We start from the raw sequence: 13,875 nt of genomic DNA on the forward strand, positions 1-13,875 counted from the left end.
CCCGGCCGCCCTCCGGGGCGGCCACCGCACGCCACTGGGGCGCCCCTCCGGATCGGAGGAGCGCCCCAGTGGCGTTGCTGCGGGTGGCGGCGGCTCAGTGGCCGGCGTGCGCCTCTTCGCCCTGGCCGGCGGGCTCACCGGGCTTGCCCGACTCGGTGGGCTTGCCGGACTCCGACGGCTTGCCCGACTCCGAGGGCTTGCCGCTCTCGGAGGGCTGGCCGGTGCCGGACGGCGTCGTGCCGGGCTGCGGGACGACCTCGGGGCCGAAGTCCTTGAAGTAGCCGTTGGCCGGCACGACCAGCGCCGGGAGCTGGACCTTGCCGGTGCGGCTGAAGGAGAAGGTGACCGGCTGCGCGTTGCCGTCCTGCGCGGCCTCCCGGCCGTTGGCCAGGACCGCCGAGGCGTTGCCCTTGCCGCCGAGCACCAGGTAGCCGCCGGCGGGCACGGTGAGCGGGCCCTTGGCGCCCTTCGCCGGGCTCAGCTCGGCGCTCTGGCCGGTGCCGGGCAGGGTGATGGAGTCGAGCTTCTGGTCCTTGGCGCCGTTGTTGAACACCGTCGCGGTGACCACGGCCGGGCCCTTGGCCTTCAGGTCGGGCTGGGTGACCACGTTGGCGTTCTGGACCTTGATGTCACCGACGGAGGTCTCGGCGTTGTCCGGCTTGATCCCCAGCGTCTGGGCGTCGTTCCCCGCGCTGCACGCGGAGAGCGAGGCGACGGAGAGCGTGAGGACGGTGGCGGCGAGGACGCCGCGTCGAAGGCTGCGGCTCACGGCGGCGGCATCTCCTTGGACGAGCTTCGGCGGCCGAACGGCGTCCGGTCGCGGATGGACGGCTGGGCGGCGCAGCGTACGCGTCATGATCGACGGGTGCGTAAAGCCGCCCTAAGGGTGTGTCAGCGCCGCTAGGTTACCGAGCCGCCTTCGCGCCGCCGCACCCGACCCGCCCCCAGCGCGATCACCCACCGTCCCGACGCGCCGGAACCGTCCCCTCCAGATGTGTCTTCCGCGGGGTGCGACGGCGTGTGGTTTGTGACGGGAATATGCGCGGAGAGTGCGTTACAGCGGCCGGGCGGCCGGATTCCGTGCCGTTCCCCGGTGAAAGAAGTATTCGCCTGGAAAACCGTCCGCCCGCGGAATTGATCACCGGGTCCGCGCACCCGAAGGTGATCAATTCCAGAAACCCGTCCGAGAGAACGCAGGAGTCCGAACGGAGTAGCGGAAGTCGCTCATACGGATCCGTACAAAGCGGACCTTTCACCCCGTTGGACGGGGACTTCCGGGCTCGCCGCGAACGCGTTTCCCTTCACCGGAGAAACACCTCTCACCTGCGGATACCTGCATTCCGCCCCCCTGTGCAGCACGGCGCGGCCGTTGTTGTCAAGCCCTGAGATATGCCCTGACCTGCGAAAACGCCATTCAGAACGGTCCGTTCCCGTGTTAGCATGGATAGCCACGGAAGGGGTACCTGTCACATGACGTTCAAGGTTGGCGACACCGTGGTCTATCCCCATCACGGGGCCGCGCTGATCGAGGCCATCGAAACTCGCCAGATCAAAGGCGTGGACAAGACCTACTTGGTGCTGAAGGTCGCCCAGGGCGATCTTACGGTTCGCGTGCCGGCGGACAATGCGGAGTTCGTCGGTGTGCGCGATGTGGTCGGCCAGGACGGGCTGGACCGGGTCTTCGAGGTGCTGCGTGCACCGTACGCCGAAGAGCCGACGAACTGGTCCCGTCGTTACAAGGCGAATCTTGAGAAGCTCGCCTCCGGTGACGTGATCAAGGTCGCCGAAGTGGTGCGCGATCTCTGGCGCCGGGAGCGTGAGCGCGGACTGTCCGCCGGTGAGAAGCGCATGCTCGCCAAGGCACGCCAGATCCTGGTGAGCGAGCTCGCCCTCGCGGAGAACACCAACGAAGACAAGGCCGAGGCCCTGCTCGACGAGGTCCTCGCGTCCTGACGACGCGCAGACCGCGCCGTAGCGCTCCGTGCGACCCATACACGGACGGACCGGCGTGGTGAGCGGCGCGCACGACGCGCCGCAGCAATGAGCACGCAGTGATGCCGCGGTGCCCGATGACGATCCCTTCGGGAGGATCTGTTGCCGGGCGCTGCGGCATATCTGCGCTCCGCGCGGCCGATCCCGGGACGGCTGGCGCCCGCCGGGCGGCGAAGTGGTGTGCCGGGCTCGGAACAACTGCCTCGACCACTGTCACGGAAGGGGCGGTTGAGGCGTGGCGCCCGGCACGGTGTGGCCATACCCACGTCGGCCGCGACAACAAACCTGTCTGCCCCAATTCCGGGACCTCCCGGACTCCGGAGCCCTCGATGCCAGATTCCTCCCGCCAGATCCGCACCGCGGCGGTGATCCCCGCGGCCGGCCGCGGCGTCCGCCTCGGCCCCGGCGCCCCCAAGGCGCTGCGGACCCTCGGCGGCACCCCGATGCTGGTCCACGCGGTGCGCGCGATGGCCGCGTCCCGCGCCGTCTCCCTCGTCGTCGTGGTCGCCCCGCCGGACGGCGCGCCCGAGGTGCGCGCCCTCCTCGACGAGCACTCCTTCAGCCGCGCCGAGCTGCTGGTGGTGCCCGGCGGCGAGACCCGTCAGGAGTCGGTGCGCCGCGGGCTCGACGCGCTGCCCGACGGCATCGACGTGGTCCTCGTGCACGATGCGGCGCGGCCGCTGGTGCCCGTCGACACCGTCGACGCGGTGATCGCCGCCGTCCGCGCCGGCGCCCCGGCGGTCGTCCCGGCGCTGCCGCTCGCCGACACCGTCAAGCAGGTCGAACCGCGCCCCCGGGGCGAGGCGGAACCGGTGACCGGCACCCCCGAGCGGGCGCTGCTGCGCGCCGTGCAGACGCCGCAGGGCTTCGACCGGGAGACCCTGCTCAAGGCGCACGACACGGTCGTCGAGGGCGAGGGCGCCACCGACGACGCGGGGCTGGTGGAACGGCTCGGGGCGCCGGTCGTCGTCGTCCCCGGCCATGAGGAAGCGTTCAAGGTGACCCGGCCGCTGGACCTCGTCCTGGCCGAGGCCGTACTCGCCCGTAGGAGGGCCACTGATGGGTATGTCTGAGCCGGCCGAGCAGTCGGGGCCGGAGGCAGGGGGCGTCGTCGGGCTGCCCGGGATGCCGCTCGTCGGGATCGGCACCGACGTCCACGCCTTCGAGCGGGGACGGGAGCTGTGGTGCGCCGGGCTGCTGTGGGAGGGCGCCGAGTACGGCCTCGCCGGGCACAGTGACGGCGATGTGGCCGCGCACGCCGCCTGCGACGCGCTGTTCTCCGCCGCCGGGATCGGCGACCTCGGCGCGCACTTCGGCACCGACCGCCCCGAGTGGTCCGGCGCCTCCGGTGTGACCCTGCTCGCCGAGGCGGCGCGCATCGTACGGGCCGAAGGGTTCGCCATCGGCAACGTCGCCGTGCAGGTCATCGGCGTACGGCCGAAGGTCGGCAAGCGGCGGGAGGAGGCGCAGCGGGCGCTGTCCGCCGCCGTCGGGGCGCCGGTCTCGGTGTCCGGGACGACATCGGACGGCCTCGGTCTGACCGGCCGTGCGGAGGGCCTTGCGGCGGTGGCGACGGCGTTGGTGGTCCGCACGGCGTGAGCCGCGGACGGAACGGGGCCGGGCGCCGGGCGGCGGCCGGCCCCGTTCCGCGGCGGGAGCCCGTAGGGGAGGTACCGGAGGCGGTCCGCCGATGCGGCGGGTGGCCCCTACGGGCAGCCCCGGTATCTCCCTGACGACTGCGGGAATGCCGTGATGCGGCGGGGAGTTGGGGGCAAGGTAGGGAGTGTTCGCCGCCGGACCGAGTCCCAGGAAGGACCTCGCGTGACCGCCACCCTTTCCGATGCTCTGAAGGATCTCCTCGACACCCCCGTCGTCGTGACGCTGGCCACGGTGCAGCCGGACGGCAGCCCGCAGCTCTCGCCGGTCTGGGTGCTGCGGGAGGGGGAGGAGCTCTTGATCTCCACGACTCGCGGCCGCCGCAAAGCCAGGAATCTGGCGCGCGATTCCCGCGCCACCGTCCTCGTCCAGCCGCCGGGCGCGCCGTACGTCTACGCCGAGATCCGCGGCACCGCCACCCTCGCCGCCGACGACCGGGATCTGATCGACGAGCTGTCGCGGAGGTACACCGGAAAGGACTTCGCGGAGTTCGCGCCCGAGGCGGAGGCCGAGGGCGGTGAGCGGGTGATCATACGGATCGCGCCGCGGCGGGTGGTCGACAGCCTCTGACCGTGCGGCCGGCACGGCAGCGGTGAGCCGGGCGCGGTGCCGGGGGCGCGGGCCGCCGCGGTGCGTGCTCCGGTTCCGTACGGCGATCCGGAGCGAAACGGGCGAGTGTCACGCTTCGGTGACCGCGGCCCCCAGGGGGCACGGGGCACTCCCTCGTTCCGACTACCCTGGTTCCGTGACGATTCGCCTGTACGACACCAGCGCCCGGCAGATCCGTGACTTCACCCCGCTCGTTCCGGGCTGTGTCTCGATCTACCTGTGTGGCGCGACGGTGCAGGCTGCGCCGCACATCGGGCACATCAGGTCCGGTCTGAACTTCGACATCATGCGCCGCTGGTTCAGCTACCGCGGCTACGACGTGACGTTCGTCCGCAACGTGACCGACATCGACGACAAGATCATCAAGAAGGCCGCCGAGCAGGGTCGCCCGTGGTGGTCGATCGGATACGCCAACGAGGTCGCCTTCAACGAGGCGTACGACGCGCTCGGCTGCCTCCGCCCGACCTACGAGCCGCGGGCCACCGGCCACATCCCCGAGATGATCGAGATGATGCGCGGCCTCATCGAGCGCGGCCACGCCTACGCGGCCGATGGCAACGTCTACTTCGACGTCCGCTCCTTCCCCGGCTACCTGGAGCTGTCCAACCAGGAGCTGGACAGCCTGCGGCAGCCGTCGGGCGAGGGCGAGACCGGCAAGCGGGACGCGCGGGACTTCGCGATGTGGAAGGCGGCCAAGGAGGGCGAGCCCAGCTGGGAGACGCCCTGGGGCCGCGGCCGCCCCGGCTGGCACCTGGAGTGCTCCGCGATGGCGCACAAGTACCTGGGCAGCGCCTTCGACATCCACGGCGGCGGCGTCGACCTCGTCTTCCCGCACCACGAGAACGAGATCGCGCAGGCGAAGGCGTTCGGCGACGACTTCGCCATGTACTGGGCCCACAACGCCTGGGTGACCATGAGCGGCGAGAAGATGTCCAAGTCGCTGGGCAACTCCGTGCTGGTCAGCGAGATGGTCAAGCGCTGGCGTCCGATCGTGCTGCGCTACTACCTCGGCACCCCGCACTACCGCTCGATGATCGAGTACAGCGAGGAGGCGCTGCACGAGGCCGAGGCCGCGTTCGCGCGGATCGAGGGCTTCGTCCAGCGCGTCGTGGAGAAGGCCGGGACCGTCGAGCCCGCCGCCGAGGTGCCGCCGGCCTTCGCCGAGGCGATGGACGACGACCTGGGCGTCCCGCAGGCGCTGGCGATCGTGCACACCACCGTCCGGCAGGGCAATTCCGCGCTGACCGCCGACGACAAGGAGGCGGCGGTCGCCCGCCTCGCGGAGCTGCGGGCGATGCTCGGCGTGCTCGGCCTCGACCCGCTCGACGAGGGCTGGTCCGGTGGCGCGGAGCGCGGCGAGGATCTGCACGGCGTGGTCGACTCGCTGGTCCGCCTCGTGCTCGACCAGCGGCAGGCCGCCCGGGGGCGGAAGGACTACGCCACCGCCGACGCCATCCGCGACCAGCTCCAGCAGTCCGGCCTGGCCATCGAGGACACCCCGTCGGGTCCGCGCTGGTCGCTGTCGTGACCGCCCCCGGGCACCGCACCGCCGCGCTGCCCTGACCTCGTCGCACACCACGGCGGCACCGCCGCCGTGGCCCCCGGCCGCCGTCCGGATTCGCCCTCCCCGGCGGCCGCGGGCGACACTCAATCCATACGTACGTATCCACTCCACGTCGCGAGACGTCGAGCGCAGTGAAGAAACGGGTGACCCATGGCCGGCAACAGCCAGCGCAGGAACCGCCGCACGTCCAACAAGAAGGGCGCGCAGATGGGCAGCGGCGGCCAGCGGCGCAAGGGCCTCGAAGGCAAGGGCCCGACCCCGCCCGCCTCCGCCCGCAAGGGACATGTCAAGAACCGCATCGCCAACGCCAAGGCGAAGCAGGTGGCGGCGCGCCGTCCCGCCCCGCGGCGCGGCGGCGCGAAGGGCACGGCCGAGCTGGTCGTCGGCCGTAACCCGGTCTTCGAGGCGCTGCGCGACGGCGTGCCCGCGACCACCCTCTACGTCCAGCAGTTCATCGACTCCGACGAGCGGGTCCGCGAGGCGCTCCAGCTCGCCACGCAGCGCGGCGACATCAACCTGATGGAGGCGCCCCGCCCGGAGCTGGACCGGATGACCAACGGCCTCAACCACCAGGGCCTCGTCCTCCAGGTGCCGCCGTACGACTACGCGCACCCCGAGGACCTGGCGGCCGCCGCGTTCGACGACGGCGAGGAGCCGCTGATCGTGGCGCTGGACGGCGTCACCGACCCGCGCAACCTCGGCGCGGTCGTCCGCTCCGTCTGCGCGTTCGGCGGCCACGGCGTGGTCGTGCCGGAGCGCCGCGCGGCCGGCATGACCGCCGGTGCGTGGAAGACCTCGGCGGGCACCGCGGCCCGTACGCCGGTCGCCCGCGCCACCAACCTGACCCGGACGCTGGAGCAGTACCAGAAGGCCGGTCTCATGGTCGTCGGGCTGGCCGCCGACGGCGAGATGGAGCTGCAGGACGTCGAGGCGCTGGACGGCCCGGTCGTGATCGTCGTCGGCAGCGAGGGCAAGGGCCTGTCGCGGCTGGTCGGCGAGACCTGCGACGTGCGGGTGCGGATCCCGATGCCGGGCGGCGCCGAGTCGCTGAACGCCGGTGTCGCCGCCGGTGTCGTCCTGTGGGAGGCGGCCCGCCGCCGCGGCTGAGCGCGTACCGCCGGGCGCCGGGCCGCGAGGCGCCCGCGCCCGGCGGACCCGTCGCACGGAGTCACAGGGCAAGGCGTGACGCTCCGTGCGGCATCCGGCGATCCTGTGATTTTTTGACGGGTCTCGGACAGATCGACCAGGTCAAGGCAGTGTCTTAACCGCTCGTCACTCGGTTAGATGAGCGTGGACACCAGAACACCCCGCATGCCTACGGGGGGACGCTCGCCGGGCTTCGATGACGAGCCGCCGCTGAGCTCGGTCAAGGTGCCGTGCGATCCCGCGCAGGTCATCGTCAACCACGCCAGCTTCCGCGTACAGCTCGCCGAGCCCGTCGTGAGCCGGGTCAGGGCCGCCGCCGCCCGGGCCCCCGTCCTCGGCGCGCGGGGCGGCGGCCGCCGGGCGCCCGTGGTGTGGAGCGGCCGCACCGACCCGGGCGGCTCGGCCGGCGCCACCACCCAGCTCCTGCGCGCCGTCCGCACCTCCGGCGTCGGTCTGGACGCCGACGAGGGCGACGACCTCGCGGCGACGCAGATCCTGCCGCGGGTGACCGCCGACCCCGGCCCCACCGTCATCGGCCAGCGCACCCCCGCCGACGCCGACACCACGCTGCTGCGCCCGGTGCGCCCCGGCGGCCCGTACGACCCGTACGGCGCCGACCGGGAGGCGTTCGGGGACGGGCACGGTGCCGCGTACGACGACGCCTACGCGGGCGGCGGCGACGCGGACCGCTTCGAGGCGCGCGAGAGCTACGCCGAGCGGCGCCGCGGCGGCGACGGCGTCCGCCATGCGTACTACCCGGGCCGCCGGATGAACCTCGGCGTCGTCCTGCTGCCGCTGCGCATCTTCCTCGGCCTCATCTCGATCTACGCGGGCATGGGCAAGCTCTGCGACCCCGTCTACTTCGACGGCGGCGAGCGCGGCTCGATGGTGAAGTGGCTGTCGTCTCTGGAGCCGTGGGCGCTCGCCGTCCCGCTGCGCGACTTCGCGCTGGCGCACCCGGTGGGCGCCGGGCTCACCGTCGCGTTCCTCCAGGTCGTGGTCGGTGTGCTGACCATCTGCGGCCTGTGGCAGCGGCTCGCCGCGTCGGTCGGCGCACTGCTCTCCGCGGTGTTGCTGATGACCGTCACCTGGCACAGCGTCCCGGCGTACGACGCGCCCGACATCATCTACCTCGCCGCCTGGAGCCCGCTGGTCATCGCGGGCGCCCCGGTGTACTCCCTCGACGCCCGGCTGGCCGGCGAGGCGTGGCGGCGGCTCGGCCCCCGCGTCGACGTCATCGACCTGCGGCGCCGGGTGCTGCGCCGCGGCGCCGCGATGACCGCGGTGATCGCCGGGCTGACGCTGCTGATCGGCTCGGTGCTCGGCGGTGCCGTACGGTCGGCGACGGTCACCTCCGTGCCGCGGCCCGGCGAACCGGCGATCAACAACCTGCCCGGCCGGCCGCTGCCCAGCCCGCACCGGCAGGCGACCCGCCCGCAGCAGACCCGCACCGCCGCCCCGCAGCGCCCCGGCACGCCGGTGCCGGACACCGCGCACACCGCGGGCCCGACGGGCACGCCGTCCTCGCCCGCGGGCAGCAGCTCCCCGACGGCCGGGGCGACCAGCGGCACCGGCCGCGAGCCCGGCGCGGGCGCCACGACCGGCGCCCCGCGGCACTCCGCCTCGACCCGCGCCCCGGCGCCGACCCCGGCGCAGACGTCCGGCGGCACGGGCGGCGGGGCCACCGGCTCCGGTGACGGCGGCGCGTCCGACAAGCCGAAGGAGCACACCGGGACCCTGGGCGGTCTCCTGGGGTGATCCGGTAGGGGCCCGGTCGGCGACCGGGCCCTGTGACGACGGCCCCCGCGGACGGAGCATCTCCGTCCGCGGGGGCCGCTCCGTGTCAGACATCGGATGTTGAGCGTCGGGTGTCGGGCATCGGACGTTAGGTGTCGGACGTTGGGTGTCGGACGTTGGACGTCGCGCGCGGCGCCCGTCAGACGAGGTTCAGCCCCCGCAGCCACTCGATGAGCAGGCGGTTGACCTCGTCCGGCCGTTCCTGCTGGACCCAGTGGCCGCAGTCGCCGAGGAGGTGGGTGGCGGTCAGGCCCGGCAGTGTGGTGGGGAACGCCGCGATGGCGTCGGCGAGCCAGGTCGTGGAGGCGTCCCGGGTGCCGCCGATGAAGAGCGACGGCTGGGGGATCGGGGCGCCCGCCAGGTCGGCGGTGGCGGCCCAGTCGCGGTCGGCGTTGCGGTAGCGGTTCAGCGCACCGGTCAGTCCCGTACGGGCGAACTCGCCGGCGTAGAAGTCGAGTTCGGCCTCGCCGAGCCAGGACGGGGTGCGGTCGCGGACGAAGCGGTCGCTCAGGCGGCCGCCCTCGGGAACGAAGTAGTGGCCGGCGGAGCCGTCCGGCGGCATCGTGTCGCCGGAGAGCGAGGCGTAGAAACCGGCGAGCCAGGAGCGGACGTCCGGCTCGATCTCCGCCTCGGCGCGGCCCGGCTCCTGGAAATAGCTGACGTAGAACTCCTCGTCGCCGCCGAGCGCCGCGAAGGCGTCGGACGGCCGGACCGGCCCGCGCGGTGCGTACGGGACGCTCAGCAGGGCGACGGCGGAGCAGACGTCGGGCCGCAGCAGCGCGGTGTGCGCGGCGATCGGGGAGCCCCAGTCGTGGCCGACGACGACGGCGTCGCGGGCGCCGAGGGCGTGGATCACGGCGGCGTTGTCGGCGACGTGCGCCGCCATGTCGTACGCCTCGACGGCCGCGGGCCGGACGGAGCGGCCGTAGCCGCGCAGGTCGAGGGCGGCGGCGCGGTAGCCCGCCGCGGCGAGCGCCGGGAGCTGGTGGCGCCAGGAGTACCAGGACTCCGGGAAGCCGTGCAGCAGCAGGACGAGCGGTCCGCTGCCCTGCTCGACGACGTGGAGGGGGCCGTCGGGGGTGTCCACCAGGCGGTGGGTCCACTGCGGTGTCGGTGCGGGCTGGGGCATCGGTCCTCCCGGGGGTGCGTGGGTCGCGCCAGGATGCGGCACCGGTCCGGCGGCCCGTACACGGATTTGCCGTTCCGGCAAACCGGCCGCGGCTCAAAACCGGCCGCGGCTCAACTCTCCGTGGCGCCCAGCTCCTTGGCGGCCTCGGTGAGGTCCTTGGTGGTGTCGATGGCGCGCCAGTAGGAGCCGTGCGGGAGGGGGTAGCCGGCGAGCCGCCGCTCGCGGGCGAGCCGGGGGAAGGTGGTGCGTTCGTGATCGCCGCGGTCCGGCAGCAGCGCGGTGAAGGCGGCGGAGAAGACGTACACCCCGGCGTTGATGAGGTACGGCGACGGCGGCGCCTCGATGAAGTCGAGGACATGGCCGAACTCGTCGGTCTCCACGACGCCCCAGGGAATCCGCGGCCGGGCCAGCGCCAGCGTGGCCTCGGCGCCGCGTTCGAGGTGGAAGGCGGCCATCTCGGTCAGCGGGAAGCGGGTCCAGATGTCGCCGTTGGTGGCGTACCAGGGCTCGTCCGGGCGGGGCAGCGACGCCGCCGCGTACTTGAGACCGCCGCCGCGGCCGAGGGGTTCGGTTTCGACGACGGTCGTGACGTTCAACGGGAGTTCGGCATCGGCCAGCCAGTCCTGGAGGACATGGGCGAGGTGGCCGCAGGAGACCACCGCGTCGGTGACGCCCTCGGCGGCGAGCCAGGTGAGCTGATGGCCGATGATCGGGGTTCCCGTGCCGGGAATCTCGACCATCGGCTTGGGCCGGTCATCGGTGTACGGCCGCAGGCGCGAGCCCTGGCCACCGGCCAGGACAACGGCCTGTGTCGGATAGGGATACGGGGCGACTGTCATGGTTCGCACCCTATGCGGTGCGAGGGCGGGTCACGGGGCGGTGGCGACGCCGGAGGCGAAGGAGGTGTCGCACACCGGGCGGGAGAACGCCTGTGCGCGGTGCCCGGCGCCGTACTTGGCGACGGCCGCCCGGCCCAGCGCCCGCGCGATGGACGTGCAGTGCTTGGCGAGCGACGGCCGCTCCGTGGTGGCCCGCTGGAGGTGGGTCAGCGCCACCCCCGGGTCCTTCTCCCGGAGTTCGAGCAGCAGGCGGTCGCGCAGGACGTCCTGCGGGGCCCGGGGTGCGGACTTGGCGAGGGTCTTCCCGCTGGACGCGGTCAGCAGCTGCGTGTCCGTGGACTTCGAGGCCCACGGCACGCTGGTGACGGCGAGCGTCCCGGAGAGCACGAGGACGACGGGGAGGACAAGGGCGAGAGTTCTGCCGATACGGCGGGCTGCGGAGTTCACGGACGCGATGGTAGCGAGCGGTGATGATATGGCGACATTGCGTCACCTCATCGAGCGACGAGATGGGCCGTCGGGGAGGGCGCGATGTTGACGAGGGGGCGCGCGGCCGTTCCGCCGCGCGCGGCGTGGTCCGGCCGCCGGGGCTCGTTCCCGCAGGGCCCGGAAGCGAGTTGACCGGCCGCGGCAGACGACTGCCACGACCGGCCAACTGGTCTTATACGTAGCGGAGTTGAATCAATCCGCCAGACGCTCGCCCGACGACGTCGAGAAGACATGCGTCTCGCCCGGCTGCGGGACGACGTGCAAGGTGGCACCCTTCTGCGGCACCTGACGGCCGCCCACCCGGACGACCAGGTCCTTGGGCGCGCCGCCGACCTCGACGGTCCCGTAGACGTACGCGTCGGCGCCCAGCTCCTCGACGACGTTGACCGTGACGGCCAGACCGGCGGGGGAGTCCGACGCCGTCTTCGACAGCGTCGCCGCGGCGGCGCCGTTCTGCTCGACGATCTCGAAGTGCTCGGGCCGGACGCCGACGGTGACCGTCGTGTCGCCCTTGTCCGCCGCCGTGGCCAGCGCGTCCCGGCCGACCGGCACCACGCTGTTGCCGAACTTCACGCCGCCGTCGGCGATCGGCACCTCGATGAGGTTCATCGCCGGCGAGCCGATGAAGCCCGCGACGAAGAGGTTCGCCGGCCGGTCGTACATGTTCCGCGGCGAGTCGACCTGCTGGAGCAGCCCGTCCTTGAGGACCGCGACCCGGTCGCCCATCGTCATCGCCTCGACCTGGTCGTGGGTGACGTACACCGTCGTGATGCCCAGGCGGCGCTGGAGCCCGGCGATCTGCGTACGGGTCTGGACGCGGAGCTTGGCGTCGAGGTTGGACAGCGGCTCGTCCATCAGGAAGACCTGCGGCTCCCGGACGATCGCCCGGCCCATCGCGACGCGCTGGCGCTGACCACCGGAGAGAGCCTTCGGCTTGCGCCCCAGGTACTCCGTGAGGTCCAGGATCTTCGCCGCGTCCTCGACCTTCTGCCGGATCTCCGCCTTCGGCACTCCGGCGATCTTGAGCGCGAAGCCCATGTTGTCGGCGACGGTCATGTGCGGGTACAGCGCGTAGTTCTGGAACACCATGGCGATGTCCCGGTCCTTGGGCGGCAGGTGCGTGACATCGCGGTCGCCGATGCGGATCGCGCCGCCGTCGACGTCCTCAAGCCCCGCCAGCATCCGCAACGAGGTGGACTTCCCGCAGCCGGACGGGCCGACCAGCACGAGGAACTCGCCGTCCTCGATGGCGATGTCGAGCTTGTCGACGGCGGGCTTGTCGGAACCCGGGTAGATACGGGTTGCCTGGTCGTACGTGACCGTAGCCATGATGTGTCCCTTCACCGGCAGGAACGTGCCGGACGATCCGAGTAAAGGAGTGGCGTGGCCCACAACCGCGGGCCGGGCGCGACGCTACCTGCGGCGATGCCCGCTGTCAGCACCCCAGAGGTCACGAAATGGCGACCGGCATCCACCCCACCTGGGTACACTGCTCCCGCACGCCTCCTTAGCTCAGCTGGCCAGAGCACCGCTCTTGTAAAGCGAAGGTCGTCGGTTCGAATCCGACAGGGGGCTCTCAATCTGATCAGGGAAGAAGCCCCGGGCCGGTGATGGCTCGGGGCTTCTGACATCTACGGGTGACATCAACGGCGGCGGTCGGTCCCGGTTGATCCGGCGCCTCGGCAGCCGGTCCATGTTGCTGATCGCTTCGCGCTGGGTGTCCTGCGCGACGTGGGTGTAGACGTCCGTGGTCATGCTGATCTGGCTGTGCCCGAGGATCTCCATCAGGACGCGCGGGGGAACGCCGGCCGCGGTGAGCAGGGTGGCGCAGCCGTGCCGGGCGTCGTGGAGGCGGATGGTGCGGAGGCCGGCCGAGGCCGTGAGGCGGGAGAAGGAGCGGTTCAGGTTCCGTGGCTCGATCGGGCGGCCGGAGCGGGTGGTGAACACGAGCCCGCCCGCGTCCAGCTCCGTACCCCGCTTCGCTGCCTCGTGGCGCTGACGGAGCCGGTGCCGGCGGAGCGCGGCCAGGCAGATCAGGGGCAGCGGTACGGGGCGGATCTTCCCGGTCTTGGTGGTGTCCTGGTACAGCTCGCCGCCGATGCGCTGCACCTGGTTGCTGATGCGGATCACGCGGTCGTTCAGGTCGACGTCCGACCACCGCAGGTCCAGCACCTCACCGCGCCGCAGTCCCATCGCGATGGCGAGCGCGAAGGCCGCGTAGAGCGGATCGCGGCGGGCTTGTTCACTCCGCACGATCACCTCGGCGCTCGAAGCCGAAGCCGCGGCGCACGCCCGGAGGTGGATGGCCGGCGGTTATGTGAGCGCCACCGAGGCTCTGGCGTACAACACGCCCTACGCCTTCGCCGTCGGCCACCGCGACACCCGCATCGAGTGGACCGCCCGCCCTGTGCTCTTCCTTGATCTGGCCCACCGCACAGCCACCGAACTCCCCGCTTGCACCGAGACGTTCACGCCCCGCCTCAAGGTCCCCATGCCGTACTGAGTAGAAACCTTCTCTACGAGTTCAAGGCGGCTCGCTCCGCTCCCCGCGCGCGGCCCGGCCCCCGCCCGGGCCTGCGCTCCTGTCTCCGCCCCGCTCCAGCCCGGCCGGCGCCCGTGCCGCGCGTTGGCGATCAGCCGCCTGATGTCAGAGA

General features: G+C 72.4%; 13 protein-coding genes, 1 tRNA gene and 1 pseudogene. 9 read left to right on the plus strand and 6 right to left on the minus strand.

From position 1 onward, the window contains the following. Positions 1-94: 94 nt before the first annotated feature. On the minus strand, positions 95-769 hold the full coding sequence (locus tag ABT345_RS28155; RefSeq protein WP_345079134.1) for a copper chaperone PCu(A)C domain-containing protein: 675 nt from the start codon (positions 767-769) through the stop codon (positions 95-97). Positions 770-1,470: 701 nt separating this feature from the next. Between ABT345_RS28155 and ABT345_RS28160 the strand changes: the two genes are divergently transcribed. The 7 genes from ABT345_RS28160 to ABT345_RS28190 all read left to right on the plus strand — a co-directional run bounded on the left by ABT345_RS28160 (position 1,471) and on the right by ABT345_RS28190 (position 8,725). Continuing rightward, positions 1,471-1,953 (plus strand): CarD family transcriptional regulator, encoded by a 483-nt coding sequence (locus tag ABT345_RS28160; protein ID WP_003953493.1) that lies wholly within the window; start codon positions 1,471-1,473, stop codon positions 1,951-1,953. 368 nt (positions 1,954-2,321) lie between these two features. Then, a complete protein-coding gene (gene ispD / locus ABT345_RS28165; RefSeq protein WP_345079137.1) occupies positions 2,322-3,065 on the plus strand; it encodes a 2-C-methyl-D-erythritol 4-phosphate cytidylyltransferase in 744 nt (247 codons plus the stop codon). Next, positions 3,058-3,591, plus strand: a complete 534-nt coding sequence (gene ispF, locus ABT345_RS28170) for a 2-C-methyl-D-erythritol 2,4-cyclodiphosphate synthase (RefSeq protein ID WP_386459646.1) — start codon at positions 3,058-3,060, stop codon at positions 3,589-3,591. The genes ispD and ispF overlap by 8 nt, the downstream gene beginning before the upstream one ends. Positions 3,592-3,813: 222 nt before the next feature. Next, positions 3,814-4,218, plus strand: coding sequence for a PPOX class F420-dependent oxidoreductase (locus ABT345_RS28175; protein WP_345079140.1), 405 nt, complete (start codon positions 3,814-3,816; stop codon positions 4,216-4,218). A gap of 175 nt (positions 4,219-4,393) precedes the next feature. Beyond that, a complete protein-coding gene (gene cysS, locus ABT345_RS28180; RefSeq protein WP_345079143.1) occupies positions 4,394-5,785 on the plus strand; it encodes a cysteine--tRNA ligase in 1,392 nt (463 codons plus the stop codon). A 186-nt stretch (positions 5,786-5,971) separates the two neighbouring features. After that, positions 5,972-6,928: a 23S rRNA (guanosine(2251)-2'-O)-methyltransferase RlmB gene (gene rlmB / locus ABT345_RS28185; protein WP_345079146.1), complete on the plus strand. Its 957-nt coding sequence runs from the start codon at positions 5,972-5,974 to the stop codon at positions 6,926-6,928. Positions 6,929-7,132: 204 nt separating this feature from the next. After that, the gene (locus ABT345_RS28190; RefSeq protein ID WP_345079149.1) at positions 7,133-8,725 is read left to right on the plus strand and encodes a DoxX family protein; all 1,593 of its coding nucleotides are present in this window, start codon (positions 7,133-7,135) and stop codon (positions 8,723-8,725) included. A 178-nt stretch (positions 8,726-8,903) separates the two neighbouring features. Here ABT345_RS28190 and ABT345_RS28195 read toward each other — a convergent pair whose 3' ends face one another. The 4 genes from ABT345_RS28195 to ABT345_RS28210 all read right to left on the minus strand — a co-directional run bounded on the left by ABT345_RS28195 (position 8,904) and on the right by ABT345_RS28210 (position 12,550). After that, on the minus strand, positions 8,904-9,893 hold the full coding sequence (locus ABT345_RS28195; RefSeq protein WP_345079152.1) for an alpha/beta fold hydrolase: 990 nt from the start codon (positions 9,891-9,893) through the stop codon (positions 8,904-8,906). A 110-nt stretch (positions 9,894-10,003) separates the two neighbouring features. Continuing rightward, positions 10,004-10,732, minus strand: a complete 729-nt coding sequence (locus ABT345_RS28200; protein ID WP_345079155.1) for a nucleotidyltransferase family protein — start codon at positions 10,730-10,732, stop codon at positions 10,004-10,006. A gap of 30 nt (positions 10,733-10,762) precedes the next feature. Further along, complete coding sequence (locus ABT345_RS28205) at positions 10,763-11,179, minus strand: hypothetical protein (protein WP_345079158.1); 417 nt, start codon at positions 11,177-11,179, stop codon at positions 10,763-10,765. Between the two features lie 234 nt (positions 11,180-11,413). Then, positions 11,414-12,550, minus strand: a complete 1,137-nt coding sequence (locus ABT345_RS28210) for an ABC transporter ATP-binding protein (RefSeq protein WP_345079161.1) — start codon at positions 12,548-12,550, stop codon at positions 11,414-11,416. A gap of 172 nt (positions 12,551-12,722) precedes the next feature. On the opposite strand from ABT345_RS28210, the gene ABT345_RS28215 reads away from it, so the two are divergent. Beyond that, a tRNA-Thr gene (locus ABT345_RS28215) sits at positions 12,723-12,796 on the plus strand. Between the two features lie 87 nt (positions 12,797-12,883). Here ABT345_RS28215 and ABT345_RS28220 read toward each other — a convergent pair. Further along, positions 12,884-13,459, minus strand: a pseudogene (locus tag ABT345_RS28220) (tyrosine-type recombinase/integrase); the annotation flags it as partial. A gap of 79 nt (positions 13,460-13,538) precedes the next feature. On the opposite strand from ABT345_RS28220, the gene ABT345_RS28225 reads away from it, so the two are divergent. After that, positions 13,539-13,724: a hypothetical protein gene (locus ABT345_RS28225; RefSeq protein ID WP_345079164.1), complete on the plus strand. Its 186-nt coding sequence runs from the start codon at positions 13,539-13,541 to the stop codon at positions 13,722-13,724. Positions 13,725-13,875: the final 151 nt, after the last annotated feature.

This window comes from Streptomyces sp. NPDC000404 (genome assembly GCF_040300365.1).
Taxonomy (GTDB): domain Bacteria; phylum Actinomycetota; class Actinomycetes; order Streptomycetales; family Streptomycetaceae; genus Streptomyces; species Streptomyces ramulosus.

What these genes read in the sequence shown, in the direction of transcription:
- ABT345_RS28160 (WP_003953493.1), top strand. Translation starts at nt 1,471, where the DNA reads ATGACGTTCAAGGTTGGCGACACCGTGGTCTATCCCCATCACGGGGCC.
- ispD (WP_345079137.1), top strand. Translation starts at nt 2,322, where the DNA reads ATGCCAGATTCCTCCCGCCAGATCCGCACCGCGGCGGTGATCCCCGCG.
- ispF (WP_386459646.1), top strand. Translation starts at nt 3,058, where the DNA reads ATGTCTGAGCCGGCCGAGCAGTCGGGGCCGGAGGCAGGGGGCGTCGTC.
- rlmB (WP_345079146.1), top strand. Translation starts at nt 5,972, where the DNA reads ATGGCCGGCAACAGCCAGCGCAGGAACCGCCGCACGTCCAACAAGAAG.
- ABT345_RS28190 (WP_345079149.1), top strand. Translation starts at nt 7,133, where the DNA reads ATGCCTACGGGGGGACGCTCGCCGGGCTTCGATGACGAGCCGCCGCTG.
- ABT345_RS28195 (WP_345079152.1), bottom strand. Translation starts at nt 9,893, where the DNA reads ATGCCCCAGCCCGCACCGACACCGCAGTGGACCCACCGCCTGGTGGAC.
- ABT345_RS28200 (WP_345079155.1), bottom strand. Translation starts at nt 10,732, where the DNA reads ATGACAGTCGCCCCGTATCCCTATCCGACACAGGCCGTTGTCCTGGCC.
- ABT345_RS28210 (WP_345079161.1), bottom strand. Translation starts at nt 12,550, where the DNA reads ATGGCTACGGTCACGTACGACCAGGCAACCCGTATCTACCCGGGTTCC.